The organism is Denitratimonas organivorans, assembly GCF_037478135.1.
Classification (GTDB): Bacteria; Pseudomonadota; Gammaproteobacteria; order Xanthomonadales; family Xanthomonadaceae; genus Denitratimonas.
In genome coordinates this window covers 332,953-351,483 of record NZ_JBBHDV010000001.1, presented here as the reverse complement: position 1 = coordinate 351,483, position 18,531 = coordinate 332,953, and the positions used below count along the sequence as shown (strand labels likewise).

Annotated in this window: 17 protein-coding genes; 7 read left to right on the top strand and 10 right to left on the bottom strand. The window is 65.2% G+C overall.

The window, feature by feature from the left end:
- Positions 1 to 50: 50 nt before the first annotated feature.
- The 3 genes from WDB66_RS01560 to pilG form a co-directional block, all read right to left on the bottom strand.
- Positions 51 to 2,081: a methyl-accepting chemotaxis protein gene (locus WDB66_RS01560; RefSeq protein WP_339396666.1), complete on the bottom strand. Its 2,031-nt coding sequence runs from the start codon at positions 2,079 to 2,081 to the stop codon at positions 51 to 53.
- 37 nt (positions 2,082 to 2,118) lie between these two features.
- On the bottom strand, positions 2,119 to 2,655 hold the full coding sequence (locus tag WDB66_RS01555; protein ID WP_339396665.1) for a chemotaxis protein CheW: 537 nt from the start codon (positions 2,653 to 2,655) through the stop codon (positions 2,119 to 2,121).
- A gap of 141 nt (positions 2,656 to 2,796) precedes the next feature.
- Positions 2,797 to 3,198, bottom strand: a complete 402-nt coding sequence (gene pilG / locus WDB66_RS01550; protein WP_339396664.1) for a twitching motility response regulator PilG — start codon at positions 3,196 to 3,198, stop codon at positions 2,797 to 2,799.
- Positions 3,199 to 3,366: 168 nt separating this feature from the next.
- On the opposite strand from pilG, the gene gshB reads away from it, so the two are divergent.
- The 5 genes from gshB (at position 3,367) to WDB66_RS01525 (ending at position 7,279) form a co-directional block, all read left to right on the top strand.
- Positions 3,367 to 4,314, top strand: coding sequence for a glutathione synthase (gene gshB, locus WDB66_RS01545; protein ID WP_339396663.1), 948 nt, complete (start codon positions 3,367 to 3,369; stop codon positions 4,312 to 4,314).
- Entirely contained in the window at positions 4,311 to 5,174 is an 864-nt protein-coding gene (locus WDB66_RS01540; RefSeq protein WP_339396662.1) for an energy transducer TonB, read from the top strand. The genes gshB and WDB66_RS01540 overlap by 4 nt, the downstream gene beginning before the upstream one ends.
- Positions 5,175 to 5,300: 126 nt before the next feature.
- A complete protein-coding gene (locus WDB66_RS01535; RefSeq protein ID WP_339396661.1) occupies positions 5,301 to 5,867 on the top strand; it encodes a YqgE/AlgH family protein in 567 nt (188 codons plus the stop codon).
- Entirely contained in the window at positions 5,864 to 6,316 is a 453-nt protein-coding gene (ruvX, locus tag WDB66_RS01530; protein ID WP_339396660.1) for a Holliday junction resolvase RuvX, read from the top strand. The genes WDB66_RS01535 and ruvX overlap by 4 nt, the downstream gene beginning before the upstream one ends.
- A 45-nt stretch (positions 6,317 to 6,361) precedes the next feature.
- On the top strand, positions 6,362 to 7,279 hold the full coding sequence (locus WDB66_RS01525; RefSeq protein WP_339396659.1) for an aspartate carbamoyltransferase catalytic subunit: 918 nt from the start codon (positions 6,362 to 6,364) through the stop codon (positions 7,277 to 7,279).
- A 133-nt stretch (positions 7,280 to 7,412) separates the two neighbouring features.
- Here the strand turns inward: WDB66_RS01525 and WDB66_RS01520 are convergent, their stop codons facing one another.
- The 6 genes from WDB66_RS01520 to WDB66_RS01495 form a co-directional block, all read right to left on the bottom strand.
- Positions 7,413 to 8,543: a PilT/PilU family type 4a pilus ATPase gene (locus WDB66_RS01520; RefSeq protein WP_339396658.1), complete on the bottom strand. Its 1,131-nt coding sequence runs from the start codon at positions 8,541 to 8,543 to the stop codon at positions 7,413 to 7,415.
- A 193-nt stretch (positions 8,544 to 8,736) separates the two neighbouring features.
- On the bottom strand, positions 8,737 to 9,774 hold the full coding sequence (locus WDB66_RS01515; RefSeq protein ID WP_339396657.1) for a type IV pilus twitching motility protein PilT: 1,038 nt from the start codon (positions 9,772 to 9,774) through the stop codon (positions 8,737 to 8,739).
- Between the two features lie 179 nt (positions 9,775 to 9,953).
- The gene (locus tag WDB66_RS01510) at positions 9,954 to 11,411 is read right to left on the bottom strand and encodes an NAD(P)(+) transhydrogenase (Re/Si-specific) subunit beta (RefSeq protein ID WP_339396656.1); all 1,458 of its coding nucleotides are present in this window, start codon (positions 11,409 to 11,411) and stop codon (positions 9,954 to 9,956) included.
- 1 nt (position 11,412) lies between these two features.
- A complete protein-coding gene (locus tag WDB66_RS01505) occupies positions 11,413 to 11,721 on the bottom strand; it encodes an NAD(P) transhydrogenase subunit alpha part 2 (RefSeq protein ID WP_339396805.1) in 309 nt (102 codons plus the stop codon).
- A 31-nt stretch (positions 11,722 to 11,752) separates the two neighbouring features.
- A complete protein-coding gene (locus WDB66_RS01500) occupies positions 11,753 to 12,883 on the bottom strand; it encodes a Re/Si-specific NAD(P)(+) transhydrogenase subunit alpha (protein ID WP_339396655.1) in 1,131 nt (376 codons plus the stop codon).
- Positions 12,884 to 13,000: 117 nt separating this feature from the next.
- Positions 13,001 to 15,373 (bottom strand): DUF1631 domain-containing protein, encoded by a 2,373-nt coding sequence (locus WDB66_RS01495; RefSeq protein ID WP_339396654.1) that lies wholly within the window; start codon positions 15,371 to 15,373, stop codon positions 13,001 to 13,003.
- 111 nt (positions 15,374 to 15,484) lie between these two features.
- On the opposite strand from WDB66_RS01495, the gene WDB66_RS01490 reads away from it, so the two are divergent.
- Complete coding sequence (locus WDB66_RS01490) at positions 15,485 to 16,051, top strand: nitroreductase family protein (protein ID WP_339396653.1); 567 nt, start codon at positions 15,485 to 15,487, stop codon at positions 16,049 to 16,051.
- Positions 16,048 to 16,938, top strand: coding sequence for a 5'-3' exonuclease (locus tag WDB66_RS01485; protein ID WP_339396652.1), 891 nt, complete (start codon positions 16,048 to 16,050; stop codon positions 16,936 to 16,938). The genes WDB66_RS01490 and WDB66_RS01485 overlap by 4 nt, the downstream gene beginning before the upstream one ends.
- A 120-nt stretch (positions 16,939 to 17,058) precedes the next feature.
- On the opposite strand, the gene WDB66_RS01480 is transcribed toward WDB66_RS01485, so the two are convergent.
- Positions 17,059 to 18,447, bottom strand: coding sequence for a hypothetical protein (locus WDB66_RS01480; protein ID WP_339396651.1), 1,389 nt, complete (start codon positions 18,445 to 18,447; stop codon positions 17,059 to 17,061).
- Between the last annotated feature and the right edge of the window lie 84 nt (positions 18,448 to 18,531).

Genomic DNA, 18,531 nt, shown 5'->3' with positions numbered 1-18,531 from the left:
CCGATGTCGCAACACTAGCCATTCCGCTGCAACCCCCCTTCCGCCGTCACTCAGCCCGGCAGCTTGAAGTCCGCCACCGAGCGGCGCAGGTCGGCAGCCAACTGTGCGAGGTTTCCAATCGATTCGGCGGTCTGGCTTGCGCCGACCGACGTCTGCGTGGTGATTTCCTGAATCACGTTCATCGTCGCGGAGATGTTGGTCGCCGCAGCCGACTGCTGACGCGCCGCTTCGGAGATGTTCTGAATCAGGTCGGCCAGGTCGTTGGACACGGTCTCGATCTCGCCCAGTGCCAGGCCGGCGTCCTCGGCCAGACGCGCACCAGCAACCACCTCGGCGGTGGTCTGTTCCATCGAGGACACTGCTTCGTTGGTGTCGGCCTGAATCGTCTGCACCAGCGTTTCGATTCGCTTGGTCGCGTTGGCCGAGCGTTCTGCGAGGCGCTGCACTTCGTCGGCCACGACCGCGAAGCCACGGCCCGCCTCACCGGCCGATGCGGCCTGAATGGCGGCGTTCAGCGCCAGGATGTTGGTCTGCTCGGCAATGTCGTTGATCAGTTCCACGATCGAACCAATTTCCTGCGAGCTTTCACCCAGACGCTTGATTCGCTTGGAGGTTTCCTGGATCTGGTCACGGATCGAGTCCATGCCCTGAATCGTCTGGCGCACCACTTCGGCGCCCTTGGCGGCAATCTGCACCGAGCGCTGCGCCACGTCGGCGGATTCGGCCGAGTTCTTGGACACTTCGTCGATCGAGACCGCGATTTCGTTGATCGCAGCCGAGGCCGAGGTGATCTGCTGCGCCTGGTGCTCGGCCGCTTCGGCCAGATGCATCGCGGTGGCCTGGGTTTCCTGTGCGGCGGCAGCCACCTGCACGGCGGTTTCGTTAATCGTCGTTACAAGCGAGCGCAGCGCCTCGACCGCGAAGTTGATCGAGTCCGCGATCGCGCCGGTGATGTCTTCGGTCACCGTCGCGCGTACCGTCAGGTCGCCTTCTGCGAGCGAGCCCATTTCGTCCAGCAGGCGCAGAATCGCCTCCTGGTTACGCTGATTCAGTTCCTGCGTCACGCGGAAGCGCTTGACCTGGTCGCGGTACAGGGTGAACAGCAGGCCGAGGATCGCGATGATCGCGGCGGCACCGGCGGCAATACCGATCCACACGCTCGGGAACGGACGGCTGCTGGGCAGATTGATGAAGCTCTGGTTGAGGTTTTCCGCCGAGACCAGTAGTTCCACCGAGGAGCTGGAGATTTCGTCGGCGGCTTCCTTGACCTCGAACAGGTCGTTGGACGCGTTCAGGATGGTGTCGACGTTTTCTTCGATTTCACTGTAGAGCGAGGACACGCGCGCCAGCGACTGACGCGCGGCCGGGGCGTCGACACGGCGAATGTTCTGTTCCGGCAGGCCGTTGAGCAGGCCGCCCAGCACCTGGCTGAAAAGTGTGGCATCGCGCGAGAAGCGGTCGGCCGCCGACGTTGCCGCGGTACCGCCCTGCAGAATCTGGGTCACGTGGCGCAGCATGCGGTCAGCCAGCACGATCTGGCGGTAGGCGGTCGACATCTGCGAGAAGGTGACGTTGCCGGACTCGCCCATCGCACGGACGACTTCGTCCATCTCCGCCTGGATCAGCGGCACGTTGCCGGCGAACTGCTGCGCGGTATCAGTCAGGCCCAGCACCAGCTCCTTGCTCTCCAGGATACGCAGCGCGGCGGCGTTCATCGGCGACCAGGTATCGGTCAGCCGCTGCAGCGGCACCCCGACCACGGAATCGCCGGCGTAGGCCGGGTTGTCTTCGCCGCCGCGATTGAGCGCATCGAGATTGCTCTGGATGCGTTCGCGCGTGCTTTGCAGCTCATCGAACGCATCCACACCACCGGAGGCGGCGTCCTGCGCGGCCTTGGCCACCTGCTGCGACAGCACGCGGATGTCGGCGACGCGGTCACGCGCGCGTCCCTCCTCACCCGAATACTTCGCCGACAGCACGGCGTTGGCGATCAGCGCCAGCAATGCGATTACCAGCAGGAAGATCCAGAAGTTGATCATTCCGCTGCGTTCTTTGCCGCTACCGGCGCCCAATGTGCTCATTGCAAGAACCTCACCCTGAAATGCGTCGTTTGCCGCCTTACGCGGCAGCCGCCTGCCGGAATTCCGGCGTGCGCGTCAATCGTGCCATATCGAAAACACCCCAGACCGCATCGCCGACCCGATAGGCCTGCTGCACGAACGGGGCATAACGGCCCTCACCGATCTGTCCCACCTCGGTGATCTGGCCCTGATGGAAGTTGCGCTGCCCGAGCAGTTCGTCGATCAGCACCGCGACGTTGCCGCCGCTCTGCCGCACGACCAGCGCCCGGGTGCCCGCGTGCTGCACGGTGCGCTCGCCTTCCAGATACTGTTTGAGGTCCACCACCGGCAGCAGCGAACTGCGCAGGTTGGCAACGCCGATCAGCCAGACATCGCCGCCGGGCACCTGCGTGAGCGGCGGCACCGGGATGATTTCGACCACTTCGGAAAAACTGGACGCCAGCAGCCGCGAGCCAAGCCGGAACGCGATCCCGCGCCACATGCCGGGCGCGTCGATCTGGTCCGGCACACCGGGCACATGCTCGAGGCTGCGGTGTTCGTAATCGAACAGCACATCGAACGGACCCTGCCCCATCGCACCCATCATGACCGGGCACCCCGACTGATGACCGGGCGGCACAGGCCGGCAGCATACGCCGACGCCCGCATCAGGCGCTTGCCGGTTCTACTGGCGATGTAAGGATTCATTGCCATGCTCCCCCCGAAGAGTTGGCGGTCACGCAGCCGGCACATGTCGCCGGATCGCCGAGAGTAGCTCTTCCCGAGTAAAAGGCTTGGTGAGGTACTGCTCAGAACCGACGATCCGCCCCTTGGCCTTGTCGAACAGGCCGTCCTTGGAGGACAGCATGATCACCGGCGTGGACTTGAACAACTGGTTGTTCTTGATCAGCGCACAGGTCTGATAGCCATCCAGGCGCGGCATCATGATGTCCACGAAGATGATCTGCGGCTGGTTGTCGGCGATCTTGGCCAGCGCCTCGAAGCCGTCGGTGGCCGTGAACACCTCGCACCCTTCCTTCTTGAGCAGGGTTTCGGCTGTCCGGCGTATGGTCTTGGAGTCGTCGATGACCATGACCTTCATGCCGGTCAGGTCGGCCGTTTCCGCGTTGCGATCCATCCAGTGGTTCCTCTGTAGCGCCGCCAGCAATTGCGGTGCAGTTGGTTCTATATCGCAATGGATGTCGACTCCTGTCAAGGCGTGCCCCCGGATTGCCCCGACATCCCGGGTGTTAGTATAGACGAAGGTCCGCAGCATCGCGGCCGACTTCATCGAAAAGGTGCGTACGTGACGCTGGAAGTCATCGTGGTGATGGACCCGATCGGGTCGATCCGGATCACCAAGGACACGACGTTCGCGATGCTGCTGGAGGCCCAGCGGCGCGGACATCGGGTGTCGGTGGCCGAGATCCGGGATCTGGGAATCGAAGGCGGACGCGCGATCGTCCACGCCCGCCAGGTCACAGTGCGCGACGATCCGGAAGACTGGTATTCGGCGCAGCCGGCGCAGCGCCGGGCGCTGGCGGATTTCGATCTGGCCTTCATGCGCACCGACCCGCCGGTCGACGCGGCCTACATCCACGCCACCCAGATCCTGGGCCTGGCGCAGCGCGAAGGTCTGCACGTGTTCAACGACCCGCAGGGCCTGCGCGACATGAACGAGAAGCTGGCGGCGCTGCTGTTCCCGCAGTGCTGTCCGCCAACGCTGGTCGCGGCGCAGGCGGCCGCATTGAAGGCATTCGTCGGCGAACACGGCGACTGCGTGCTGAAACCGCTGGACGGCATGGGCGGGCGTTCGATCTTCCGCGCCCGCGCCGGCGAGGCCAACCTCAATGTGATCCTGGAAACCCTGACCGATGGCGGACGCCAGTTCGCGATGGCGCAGAAGTACCTGCCGGAAATCACCGAAGGCGACAAGCGCATCCTGCTGATCGACGGCGAGCCGGTGCCGTACTGCCTGGCGCGGATCCCGCAAGGCGACGAGTTCCGCGGCAATCTGGCCGCCGGCGGACGCGGCGAAGGCCGGCCGCTGAGCGAGCGTGACCGCTGGATCGCCGCCCAGGTCGGGCCGGAACTGAAACGGCGCGGCATGCGCTTCGTCGGCCTGGACGTGATCGGTGACTGGCTGACCGAAGTCAACGTCACCAGCCCGACCTGCATGCGCGAGCTGGATGCGCAGTACGGTCTCAATATCGCCGGCGACCTGTTCGAGCGGATCGAGGCTTCGATCGCGTGAGTCAGCGTCCGGCCGTCACCACCGGGGACCGACTTGCCGCGACCCTGGTGTTTTCCATCATCGCTCATGGCGTGCTGGCGCTGGGTGTAGGCTTTGCCATCGACGATGCGGCGCCGGTCCTGCCGACGCTGGATGTGATCCTGGTGCAGACCCATTCCAACGAGCCGCCGGACAAGGCCGATTTCCTGGCCCAGGCCAACCAGAGCGGCGGCGGTGAAAGCGAAACCCCGGAACGTCCGAGCGAAATGCAGCCGGCGCCGGCCCCGAACCCGACACCCGGCATCGCACCGGTGCCGCTGGAGGCCGGCTCGCCACGGCCGCAAACGCGTGAAAGCGAGGCCATCGTCGCGACAAAGGCAGCCGGGCGCGAGCAAGTCGACACTACGCGGCTGGTGCCCACACCCAGCACGCCGCTGCCGAGCAACCGTGAGCTGATCGAGCGCAGCCTGGAAATGGCGCGTCTGGCGGCTTCGGTGGAGCAGCGCGAGAACCGCTACGCCAAGCGCCCCAAGCGCAAGTTCGTCTCGGCCAACACGCGCGAATACGAGTACGCCGCCTACCTGCGCGCGTGGCAGGCGCGGGTCGAGCGCATCGGCAACCTCAATTATCCGGACGAAGCCCGCCGCCGCAGCCTGCTCGGGCAACTGGTGCTGACCGTGGCGGTGCGGCGCGACGGCAGCGTCGAGGACATCACCATCGTGCAGCCCAGCGGCGTGCCGGTACTGGACGAGGCCGCAATCCGCACTGTGCGCCTGGCCGAACCGTTCGGCCCGCTGCCCGATACCGGCGACGGCACCGACATCCTGCACATCACCCGCACCTGGCACTACCTGCCCGGCAATGTGATGGAAAGCCGCTGAGCGGCATTATCACGCCCAGCTGGAACCTCTCCTCCCCATCGGTCTGACGCACTTCCGGCAAAACCCCCGACAAGGCGCGCGGCTCGCGTGCTTCCCTGTCAAGCCGCAGGGCCTAGAATATCGCCCATGGACGCCCCCCCTTCCCTCGCCAACCACTTCCTGATCGCGGTGCCGGGCATGGACGACCCGAATTTCAGCCAGGGCGTGGCGCTGCTGTGCCATCACGACAGCAACGGCGCGATGGGGCTGATGCTGAACCGGCGCTCGGATTTCGTCTTCGGCGAAGTGCTGGCACAACTGGGCATCCAGACGACGGACAGTGACCTGTCGAGCCTGCCGGTGCTGGTCGGCGGCCCGGTCGCGCCGGAGCGAGGTTTCGTGCTGCACAGCCCGGAAGGCGGCCCATGGGATTCCACCTACAAGGTGTCCGAGCAGATCCACATGACCACCTCGCGCGACATCCTGGACGCCATCGCCAGCGGCAAAGGCCCGGAGCGCATGGTGATGGTGCTCGGCTACGCTGGCTGGGATGCGCAGCAGCTGGAAGACGAACTCAAGCAGCATATCTGGCTGTCGGTCGAGGCCGAGCCGGCCATCGTGTTCGAAACCGAACTTGACGGCCGCTGGAACGCCGCCACCCGCCTGATCGGCATCGACCCGGCCGCGCTCGCCGGCTACAGTGGCCACGCATGAACAGCGGCCCGGCCACTCCGGTCTGCGTGCTCGGTTTCGATGTCGGCGCGCGCCGCATTGGCGTGGCGGTGGGCAACACCATCTCCGCCACCGCACGCGCGATCGCGATGGTGGCCGCGCATGATGACGGCCCGGACTGGCCGGCCGTGGATGCCCTGGTACGCGAATGGCGTCCGGAACTGATCATCGTCGGCGAGCCGTTGACACTGGAAGGCGAGGCGCAGCTGGCCACCCACATGGCGCGTCGCTTCGCCCACACTGCGGCCGAGCGCTACGGGCTGCCGGTGGAACTGGTCGACGAACGTTCCACGTCGCGCGAGGCCGACCGCCGTTTCGCCGAACAGCGCCGCAGCGGCCAGGCCCGACGCCGGGACGCCAAGGCGTTGGACGCACTGGCCGCGCAGATCATCGTCGAACGCTGGCTTGGCGATCCGATGCTGCCACGCTGATCTTTCCCAGTAACCCCCATCGCCTGCACCTGCCCGGAGCCACCGATGCGCCACCTGCTTACGCTGCAAGACCTTCCACGCGACACCCTGGAACGCCTGCTCGATGCCGCCCAGGCACTGCGCCCGGACGCCTTGCGCCGCGGCCCGCATCGCCCGCTGCGTGGCCTGACCGTGGCCAACCTGTTCTTCGAACCCTCGACCCGCACCCGCGCCTCGTTCCAGCTCGCAGCGCAACGACTGGGCGCGGATGTGGTCAATTTCGACGCGGAAAGCTCTTCCACCCGCAAGGGCGAAACCCTGGTGGACACACTGCGCAATCTGGAAGCGATGGGCGCCGGGCTGTTCGTGGTACGCCACACCCACAGCAATGTACTGACGGCCCTGGCCGCTGCCGCTGCCGAGAACAGCAGCGTGGTCAGCGCCGGCGACGGACGCAGCTCGCATCCGACCCAAGGCCTGCTCGACATGCTGACGATCCGCCAGCACAAGGGCGAGTATTTTTCGCGGCTGTCGGTGGCTATCATCGGCGACATCCGCCACTCGCGCGTGGCGCGGTCTGACGTGGAGGCGCTGCGCACCCTGGGCGTCCGCGATATCCGGATTGCCGGGCCTGAAAGCCTGCTGCCGGACGCCGATGCAGAAGCCTTCCACGGCACCCGCACCTTCCATGATCTGGCGCAGGCGCTGGATGGTTGTGACGTGGTGATGATGCTGCGCCTGCAACGCGAGCGCATGGACGAAGGGCTGGTCAGTTCGCTGGAGGAGTACTACCGCGACTGGGGCCTGTCACCCGAAGCGCTGGCGCTGGCAAAACCCGATGCCATCGTGCTGCATCCGGGCCCGATGAACCGCGGCGTGGAAATCGCCGATGCCGTCGCCGATGGACCGCAATCGGTGATCCTGGATCAGGTCTCCAACGGCGTCGCGGTGCGGATGGCAGTGTTGGAAGCACTGGCGCGTTAGCGCTCCAACACCGGGATTGGTGATTCGGGATTGGGGATCGGCAAGAGCAAAAACCGAGGGTGCCGACGCTTTTACGAATCCCTAATCCCGCCCCCGGATCCCGAGACCGGCGAAGCCGGTCTCATCACCGACCTCACCTGGACTCCATCACCTCCACGCCGTCCAGGCCCTGGCTCAGCGTGTGTGCATCGCCGCCCTGTGCCAGCTTGATGCGCAGGCGCACTTCGTTGGCCGAGTCGGCGTGGCGCAGTGCGTCTTCGTAGGAAATCTCGCCGGCCTGGTACAGCTCGAACAGGCTCTGGTCGAAGGTCTTCATACCGAGGTTGGTCGATTCCTTCATGACCTCCTTCAGCTTGTGGATCTCGCCGTCGCGGATGTAGTCCTGCACCAGCGGGGTGCCGAGCATGATTTCCATCGCCACGCGGCGACTCTTGCCGTCCGGGGTCGGAATCAGCTGCTGCGCGACCACGCCCTTGAGGTTCAGCGAAAGATCCATCAGCAGCTGGCTGCGGCGGTCTTCGGGGAAGAAGTTGATGATGCGGTCCATCGCCTGGTTGGCGTTATTGGCGTGCAGCGTGCACAGGCACAGATGGCCGGTTTCGGCGAAGGCGATGGCGTGATCCATGCCTTCGCGGGTGCGCACCTCGCCGATCATGATCACGTCCGGCGCCTGGCGCAGGGTGTTCTTCAGCGCGTTCTCCCAGGAATCGGTGTCGATGCCGACTTCACGCTGGGTGATGATGCAGCCCTCGTGCTTGTGCACGAATTCGATCGGATCCTCGATCGTGATGATGTGGCCGGTCGAATTGAGGTTGCGGTAGCCGATCATCGCGGCCAGCGACGTCGATTTGCCGGTACCGGTGGCGCCGACGAAGATGATGATGCCGCGCTTGGTCATCGCCAGCGTCTTGATGATCGGCGGCAGGCTCAGTTCCTCGACCGTCGGGATCTTGGTCTCGATCCGGCGCAGCACCATGCCGACCTGGTTGCGCTGGTAGAAGCAACTGACACGGAAACGCCCGACTCCGGACACGCCGATGGCGAAGTTGCATTCGTGGGTTTTCTCGAACTCCTCGCGCTGGGCCGGCGTCATCACGTTCAACACCAGGTCGCGGCTCTGCTGCGGTGTCAGCGGCTGCTGCGTGATCGGGCTGAGCTTGCCGTGCACCTTCATCGAAGGCGCGACACCTGCCGTGATGAACAGGTCCGACGCCTTCTTGTGCGCCATCAGCTTGAGGAACGAGGTGAAATCAATGCTGCTCATGGTGGTTCCCTTGGAGCCGGGAATGGGGATTCGGGATTGGGGATTCGTAAAAGCGACATCCCGCCCTGATGCAACAACCCGGCTTTGACCAAATTCCCGTGGAGCTGGAATTCAGGGTTGGGGACTGGAGGCTCGTAAAAGCATGGCTACCAGCGGCTCTTGCGAATCCCCAATCCCGAATCACTAATCCCGGCTATTCAAAAATACGCTTGTCCTTCGCATATTCACGCGCCGAAACGCGTGTGATCAGGCCGCGCTTGACCAGATCCTGCAAACACTGGTCCAGTGTCTGCATGCCGACGTTCTGACCGGTCTGGATCGCCGAATACATCTGCGCGACCTTGTCCTCGCGGATCAGGTTGCGGATCGCCGGCACCGCGACCATGATCTCGTGCGCCGCGACGCGGCCGCCACCGACCTTCTTCAGCAGCGACTGCGAAATCACCGCGCGCAGCGATTCGGACAGCATCGAGCGCACCATCGGCTTTTCGCCGGCGGGGAACACGTCGATGATGCGGTCGATGGTCTTGGCCGCGCTGGAGGTATGCAGGGTGCCGAACACCAGGTGTCCGGTTTCCGCAGCGGTCAGCGCCAGGCGGATGGTTTCCAGATCGCGCAACTCGCCGACCAGGATGTAATCCGGGTCTTCACGCAGCGCCGAGCGCAGCGCCTCGTTGAAGCCGTGCGTATCGCGGTGCACTTCGCGCTGGTTGATCAGGCATTTGTTCGAGGTGTGGACGAATTCGATTGGGTCCTCGACGGTGAGGATATGGCCGTATTCGTTCTTGTTGATGTGGTCCACCATTGCCGCCAGCGTGGTCGACTTGCCCGAACCGGTCGGGCCGGTGACCAGGATCAGGCCCTGCGGCTGGTCGATCAGTTCGCGGAACACCTTGGGCGCGGCCAGGTCGTCCAGCGTCAGCACCTCGGAGGGAATGGTACGGAACACCGCACCGGCGCCACGGTTCTGGTTGAAGGCGTTGACGCGGAAACGCGCCAGGCCGGGAATCTCGAAGGAGAAGTCGACTTCGAGCAGCTCCTCGAAATCGCGCCGCACCTTGTCGGACATGATGTCGTAGACCAGCGAATGGACCTGTTTGTGGTCCAGCGCCGGGATATTGATACGGCGCACGTCGCCATCGACGCGGATCATCGGCGGCAAGCCGGCCGACAGGTGCAAGTCCGAAGCCTTGTTCTTCACCGAAAAGGCGAGAAGTTCTGCGATATCCACGTGCCTGTCCCCTTGGGTCGTTTTCCAGTCCGGCGTAGTCGTGATCCGGTGGTCCGTCCGCGCCCGCAGCCCGAACGCCGGGCGGCGGTGCGATCAGTGAATCCGGCCGGGCCGAGTATAGCGCGCAAGCCCGGCCCTGCCAGAGACCGCAGCCCTGCGAATGGCGGGGCCGGTCTGCATCAGTGGCCGCCGCCTTCCAGCGCCTTCAGTTCGGAAAGCAGACGCGTGGCCGCTTCCTTGCCGTCGGCATACAGCATGCGGGTGTTGTCGGCATAGAACAGCGCGTTTTCGATCCCGGCAAACCCGGTGCCCTTGCCGCGCTTGATGACGATGGTCTGGCGTGCGTCCACCACATCCAGGATCGGCATGCCGAAGATCGGTGAGGACTTGTCGGTCTTGGCGGCCGGGTTCACCACATCGTTGGCGCCGATCACGATCGCCACGTCGGTGGTCTTGAACTCCGGATTGATGTCGTCCATGTCCGCAATCAGATCGTAGGGCACACCGGCCTCGGCCAGCAGCACGTTCATGTGACCGGGCATGCGACCGGCAACCGGGTGGATCGCGAACTTCACGTCCTTGCCGGCTTTGATCAGCGCTTGCGACAGATCCCAGATCTTGTGCTGGGCCTGCGCCACGGCCATACCGTAGCCGGGTACGAACACGACCTTTTCAGCCAGATACAGCAGCGCGGCCACATCGGAGGCTTCGATCGGCTTCTGCGAACCGGCGATTTCCTGACCGCCGTCGTCGCCACCGCCGAAATTGGAGAACAGCACATTGCTGATCGGCCGGTTCATCGCCTTGGCCATCAGCTGGGTCAGCAGCAGGCCGGCCGCGCCGACCACCATGCCGGCGATGATCAGCGCCTCGATGCCGAGCACATAGCCTTCGAACGCCACCGCCAGGCCGGTCAGCGCGTTGTAGAGCGAAATCACCACCGGCATGTCGGCACCGCCGATCGGCAGCGTCATCAGCACGCCCACCAGCAGCGCCAGCACGAAGAACGCGACCACCAGCGGGATGTCCAGATCCACAATGATCCACGCGCCCAGCGCGAGCGTGGCCAGGAACACCAGCAGGTTGAAGTACTGCTGGCCGGGGAAGGTGAAACGCTTGTCCAGACGCCCGTCGAGCTTGGCCCAGGCGATCACCGAACCGGAAAACGAAATCGCACCGATCAGCGCACCGATCACGCCCAACACCATGCCGGAGCGCGTCATGCAGTCATGCGCGGCCAGCGCCTGCGCATCGCAGCTGCCGGTGAAGGTGGCCGCGTTGAGCAGTGCCGCAGCACCGATCGCCGCTGCCGAGCCGCCGCCCATGCCGTTGAAGATCGCGACCATCTGCGGCATGTCGGTGATCGGCACCTTGCGGCCCCAGACCCAGAACACACCGGACAGCGCCAGCGCCAACACCATCAGGCCCAGATTGAGCGGTTCGATACCGTGCCCGCCCCAGGTCGAGGGCGCGATGAAGGTCACCGCCGTGGCCAGCACCATGCCCCAGCCGGCCTGCACGATGCCGGCGCGTGCGGTCACCGGCGAGGACATGCGCTTCAGGCCGAAAATGAACAGCAGTGCCGCGAGCAGGTAGCTGGCCTTGGCCAGCAGATCGAGCATTGTTTCCATCGCCATGTCAGCCGCCCCCCCCGCTGCCGCCCGGCTTCTTGCTGGTCTTGAACATGTCCAGCATGCGCTCGGTCACGACGTATCCGCCGACCGCGTTGCCGGCGCCCAGCAGCACCGCGAGAAAGCCGATGGCGCGCTCCAGGTTGGTATCGGCATGCGCCAGCGCGACCATGCCGCCGACCACGACGATGCCGTGCACGAAGTTGGAGCCGGACATCAGCGGGGTGTGCAGGATCACCGGCACGCGCGAAATGATCTCGTGCCCGAGCAGGGCCGCGAGCAGGAAGATGTAAAGCGCCACGAAACCGTCCATCAGAGCGTTCCCCCGAAAACCTGCGTACCAGTATTCATGCCGCGCCCTCCACCTTCTGCCGGGTGGCCTCGTGGCGGATCGCGCCCGCGTGGGTCAGGCAGGTCTGGGCGATCAGTTCGTCCTCCCAATCCAGCGTCAGCGCGCCATCACTGAGCGAGAGCGCGAGGAAGTTGTAGAGGTTGCGCGCGTACATCTCGCTGGAATGGATCGCCCCCCGACTCGGCAGGTTCAGCGGCCCGGCGATCGTGACGCTGCCGTGCACAAAGGTTTCGCCGGGCCGGGTCAGTTCGCAGTTGCCGCCGGTTTCGGCGGCCAGATCGACGATCACCGCGCCCGGCTTCATGCCTTCCACCATCGCGGCGGTGAGGATTTTCGGTGCCGGACGGCCCGGCACTGCGGCGGTGGTGACGACCGCATCGATGTTCTTCAAATGGTCGGCCAGACGCTGCTGCTGCTCGGCGCGTTCTTCCGCGGTCAGCTCGCGCGCGTAGCCACCCGAACCGGCGGCCGAAACGCCGAGATCAAGGAACTTCGCGCCCAAAGACTCGATCTGCTCGCGCGTTTCCGGGCGCACATCGAAACCTTCGACCTGTGCCCCGAGACGGCGCGCGGTGGCGATGGCCTGCAGACCGGCAACACCGGCGCCGACGATCAGCACCTTCGAGGGCCGGATCGTGCCGGCTGCGGTGGTCAGCATCGGGAAGAACTTGCCGGAAAGCTCGGCCGCGATCAGCACCGCCTTGTAACCGGCCATGCCAGCCTGCGAACTGAGCACATCCATCGCCTGGGCGCGGGTGGTGCGTGGCAGCAGTTCCATCGCGAACGCGGTGATCTTGCGGTCGCGCAGCGCCTTGATCCGCTCCGGATCGGCGTGCGGCTGCATGAAACCGATGACGATGCTGCCTTCACGCAGCGCGGCGATCGTTTCCAGCGACGGCGGCTGCACCGTCAGCAGCACATCGGCGCGTGCCAGTGCGGCACCGGCGTCGGCTTCGACCTGGACGCCGGGGAAGATGGCATCGGGCTGGTTGGCGCCACTGCCGGCGCCGGCCTCGATAACGACCTGTGCGCCCAAGGCCTGGAGTTTCTTCGCCACTTCCGGCGACAGCGCGATACGACGCTCGTTCGGCGCACGCTCGCGCACTGCGACAACGGTGACCGCCATGTATTCCCCTTCCGGCAAGCGCTGATTGAACAGCGGGCTGCTGGATGCTACCGCATCGCGGGGGCGGTGGTCATCGCGTTGATTGGCGGCTCAACGAATGCGCGCCGCCACCCGCGATCAGGCGCCTGTGGACGGTGCCTGGGCACCGGAACGCAGCCGTCCCAGCACCTGGCTCATGGCATGTTCGAAGGCCGCATCTGTCTGGCGGATATTGAGCCGGCCTTCGCGCATCATCACCGCCAGCTCTTCGGGCGAGGCCACGCAATAGCGCAAGCCGCGACGGTTGACGAACAGCATGCGGTTGGAAATCGGGCTCAGCCACGACAGCTTGGCCGGCACCGTGGTGCCGTCCTCCTCGGTGAACTGGATCCAGGCGCCGATCTGCAGCTTGCGCACACGCTCGGCATCGGCCTCCTCGAATTCCAGTTCCGGTTCGGGTTCTTCCTCCTCGACTTCGACCGGGGCCACGGCTTCGGGCAGGGCTTCGACCGGCGGCGCGTTGCGCTCCAGCGTGGTCACCACCTCGGCCTCGGTTTCCTGCACGTCTTCTTCCGCGCGGCCTTCGGCATTGACACCGAGCGCGCGGCGCAGCGACAGCATGACGTCATCGGCGGCATTGCCGACACAGCCGGCGCTGACCAGGATCGGCTCGATCTGGCTGCGCAGCCCGTTGAAACCCTCCAGCTTGGCCGCCGGCGTATCCAGTTCGGCCAGCGCCGCCAGGCTTTCGCCCACCGCGACCGCCTGCGGGTATTTGTCCGAACCGGTGCCGTCGTCACGCAGCGCGCACAGCGTCAGGTGATGCGCCCAGTAGCGGCGCAGGAAGGCATCCAGCGCTGCGGGCAGGTCGGGATGGCGTTCAAGCACGCCGCGCAGGTCTTCCAGTGCCACCGCGCGCGCATGTTCAAGCCGCTCCTTGCCACGCTGTGCTTCGGCGGTGCGACGCTCGGCCAGCGCCACACGACGGCGGTGTTGTTCGATGAACTCGCGGAACTCCTGCTCCAGTGTTTCGAAGATCGCGATGTCCTCGTTGAATTCGGCCACCAGCTTGTCGATGGTGGCCTCGACCCGGGTCATCAGCTCGCGCTCCTGCGGCGCCTCGCCGGCATTGCCTTCGCAGGCTTCGGCCAGCGAGTTCAGCAGGCGGCGCGCAGGATGGGTCTTCTGCAGGAACATGCGGCGATCCAGCATCGCGACCTTGATGAAAGGCACGATCAGGCGCCCGATCAGCTGGCGCGAACTGGTGTTGAAGTCGCGCTCGTCCAGCAGCACGTCGAACAACATGCCGACCAGATCGATCGAATCCTCGTCAGCCGGCGTCATGCGTGACTGCGGATCGACACCCAGCTGCTCGGCGCCCTTCATCAGCTCGCGCTTGAGGTGCTGGGTGATCGAGGTGTTGGGATCGCTGACCGCTTCCTGCAGCGAGACCGGCATCTGGTTCTGGAACATGCTCAGCACCGAGAGCACTTCATCAGCGCTCATTTCCGGAGCCGGCTCGGCGCCGGCCGGGACGGCAGCGCCGGAAAACTCACCGTCCAGCCTGGCGTGGACCCGGCGGTAGCCGCTCAGAAGCTCGTGCAGGCTGGCGAAGATGGACTGTTCGGCCGGGGTTTCCGGCACCCGCACATACCGCGCACCGGCGGCCATGCCGCCGGCCGGCACGCCGTATCCATGACCATGCCCTTCCGGCGCATGCCGCGCCTGCGGCTCGGCCTCATGCATGTCCTCTTCGGGGTGGGCCTCGCTGCGCGGACGCAACGGGCCGCGTGACTGCAACGGCGTGCGTGCGTAGGTCGGCTTGATTTCGGCCGCGATGCCCGCTTCAACAAGGGCGCGGTTGGTGTCGTTGTAGAACGAGGCCAGGCCACGCGCCATCTCGCGCTCGTAAAGCTTGAACAGCAGCACCTTGATGCGAATCGAAACCTCGCATGGCTGCATCGCATAGCGGAAGGCGTATGCCACGTGCGGCGGCGCAATCGGATTGGATTTTTCGTCCAGCCCGTCGATGCCGGCGACGATGCCGATGCGGTAGTTGAGCTGGGTCAGCGTGGTGTTGAACATCCGCCCCAGCGCGGTGGCGATCATGCTGGTGCCCAGCTGTTCTTCCAGCTGCTCTTCGGATACCAGGCTCAGTTCGCGCGATTCGGTCAGCGAGCGTTCCAGGTCCACTTCCAGCGGATTGCGCCGTTCCAGCGCGGTGAACGCGTTTTCCATGTGCTCGGAAAAACGCTGCTCGATCACCGGGCGCTGCTTGCGCAGTTCGCGCATGGCATCGAAGTAATCCTGGTTGCTGACCGTGCCGTCGGCGCGCTGGACGAAATCGAACAGGGTGTCGTCGGCCTTCTCCAGCACATCGGCCACCAGCGTGCCCAGACGCTTCAACGCGCGGGTGCGGATCGACGTCAGCAGTGCGTTGCCCTCGCCACGGCCTGCTGCAACCCGGGCATTGAGGTCAACGATCTTGTCTGTGGGAGACGGCGCCGTCATGGTGGATTCTCCAAGATCACGGTTCTGTCCCCGGATTCCCGAAGACACTGTAAGCTGGATTGTACCTTCAGGGTTGTGAACCTTTTCCCGCTTCCCGCCCGGATCCGAACCATGTCTCCGCTCCATTTCCTCAATCAGCGCCGCTCGGTGCCGGCGCCGAAACTCGCCGCACCCGGCCCCGATCGCCAACAGCTCGAACAGATCCTGGGCGCCGCAATGCGCGTACCCGACCACGGCCGGCTCGAACCGTTCCGCATCCTGGCCATCGAAGGCCCGCAGCGCGACACGCTCGGCGCGTTCCTGGCCCAGCGCGCGCTGGAGCTGGACCCGCAGACACCACCCGCGCAGCTGGACAAGGACCGCAAGCGCTTTTCCCATGCGCCGCTGGTGCTGGCCGTCATCGCCTGTCCGCAGCCGAACCCGAAGGTGCCGGAAATCGAGCAGCTGATGACCACCGGCTGCGTCTGCTTCGCACTGTTGCAGGCCGCACAGGCATTTGGGTTCGGCGCGCAATGGCTGACTGGCTGGGCGGCACGCGATGCGGCGGTCAAGGCACGTTTGGGCATCGCTGAGGACGAGTCGATCGCCGGCTTCATCCACATCGGCCAGGCCAGCAACGTTGTCGCGGAACGCAGCCGGCCCGAGCTTTCCTCCCATTTCAGCAGATGGCCTGGATGATGCAGACGTTGCATCTGGTCGATGCCAGCCTTTACGTGTTCCGCGCCTGGCATTCGCTGCCCGCCGAAGAGTTCACCGATGTGCAGGGCGCCCCGGTCAATGCGCTGCACGGATTCGCCCGTTTCCTGCTGGAACTGCTGGAGCGCGAGCAGCCGCAGCACATCGCGGTGGCCTTTGACGAATCGCTGGAAAGCTCGTTTCGCAACGAGCTGTATTCGCCCTACAAGGGCAATCGCGAACCGGCACCGGCCGAACTGAAACGCCAGTTTCGGCTGTGCCAGCGTTTCACCGCAGCGCTGGGCCTGACGGTGCTGGTGGATCCGCGCTACGAAGCCGACGATCTGATCGGCACACTGCTGCACCGCCAACGCGGGTACGGTTATCGCGGCATCGTGGTATCGGCCGACAAGGACCTTTCCCAGCTGCTGGTCGGCAATGACGAACAGTGGGATTACGCGCGCCAGTTGCGCTGGAGCGCAACCGGGGTCAAGTCGCGCTACGGCGTGCATCCACACCAGATTGCCGACTATCTCGGACTGACCGGTGACGCCATCGACAACATCCCCGGCGTGCCCGGCATCGGCGCCAAGACCGCCGTGGCGCTGCTCGAACACTTCGGTTCGCTGGATGCACTGCTGGAACGGCTGGACGAAGTGCCCTTCCTGCGCCTGCGCGGTGCCGCCTCGCATGCGGCGCGGCTGCGCGAACATGCCGAACTGGCCCTGCTGTGCAGGCAATTGGCCACGATTGCGCTGGATGCACCGCTGCCGGATGGCCTGGACGATGCACAACGCCGACGCGGTGACGTGGCCGCACTGGAAGCATTGGCCGACGAGGTGCGCTTTGGCCCGATGACCCGCCGCCGTGCGCTGGCACAGCTGGACTGAGCCGGCAGCGCGTCGGAAACAGCTACCCAGCAGCCCGATCAGCGAGTCATCGCGCCCACGCGTCCGAAAACACCAGGCACGGCGGCACAGCGCCCGCCATGCCCGGCTTGTGCGAAGTCCTTACTGCGCCTGCGGCGGCACGTAATCGGCATCAATCCGGATGATGCGCGTGCCTTCCAGCTGATCCTTGTTGCGCACCAGACCGAAGCGATCGTAATTGTCGAGCTGGCTGTTGCCGACCACATAGATCGAACTGCCGTCCATCGCCGCCTTGCCGACCTTGGCGAAGGCCGGGTTGCTGGCCTCAACCGGCGTCACGCCGGTGATCGTGCGGCCATCGTCAGACAGCCCGAAGCGCATCACGCGCGGCGGGGTCATGCCCGACTGCACCGCCACCAGACTGCCCTCGAACCAGAACAACGCCTCGATGCCCTGCAGCGAGAGCTTGGTCGGTACGCGCACATCGAAAGCCTTCAGCGTGGCCAGCTCGATGCCGACGATGCCGCGCTCGTAGTCGGCCAGATACAGGTTCTTTCCGTCACCGGAAACCGCCAGCGCGCGCATCGCCGGGAACGCCGGCGCATGCACCAGTCGGCGGAACTGGTCGTCGCGGACCTGGTACAGCGCGCTGTTGATGATATCCAGCGCATAGATCTCGCCATCCACGCCCAGCGCCAGCGAGGCCAGCATGAAGATGTTGCCCTGGCCCTCGGGCGACAGGAAGCTGCGGATGAACTTGCCGGTCTTCAGGTCGAATTTGAAGATGCCGGCGCGGCCGACATCGACGCCCGGCTTGTAGCCTTTGAAGTGCGGCACCGCACTGGAGGCGACCCAGAGAAAGCCGCGCTTGGCGTCGACCACGAAATCCAGCACCGCCCACATGCCGTTGTCGGCATCGGCCGACACCAGCGGCACCAGCTTGCCGTCCTTTTCCACGCGGTAGACCTTGCCCTCGCGCGCGCCGCCGACCAGCAACTGCTTGCGTGAAGCATCCCAGCCCACGCTTTCGATCAGCAGATCCTCGCGTGGCAGGGTGTGCAGCACCGTGCCTTCACCATACGGCGCACGGTTGGCATCGAAATTGTCGACGATGTAGTCCCAGACCTGGGTGGTGGCGATGTTGGCGAAGCGCTCGTCACCGCGCAGATCGTAGGCATAGCCGGTGTTCTGAAGGTCGATCAGCAGGGTGTAGGCCTCGCTCTTGCGGTCCTCGCGCGCCAGCGTCACGACCTTGTCCAGACGATAGGCGCCCATGTGCGGACGCAGCGCGATACGCCGGTCCAGCGCCGCCAGTTCGGCTTCCAGATCGCCCTGCTGGCGGAAGCGGGCCACCAGCTGGGTCAGCATGGCGGGCTCCTCGACCTTGGCGATTTCCGCCAGCAGCGTCTGACGGGTGCTGTCCGTGGCTTCGGACGACACTGCGGCAGCCGGGGCCTGTGCCGCTTCTTGGGCCTGCACCAGGCCAAACCCGAGCGCGAGGGCCAGGGTGACAACAATTCGATGGGTCATGGATCAAAACCTGATGGGTGAACCTGTCTGCGACCACGGCCGCAGCTGCTTGGTTCCCGCACGTGTGCGGGACTGTCCGGAACG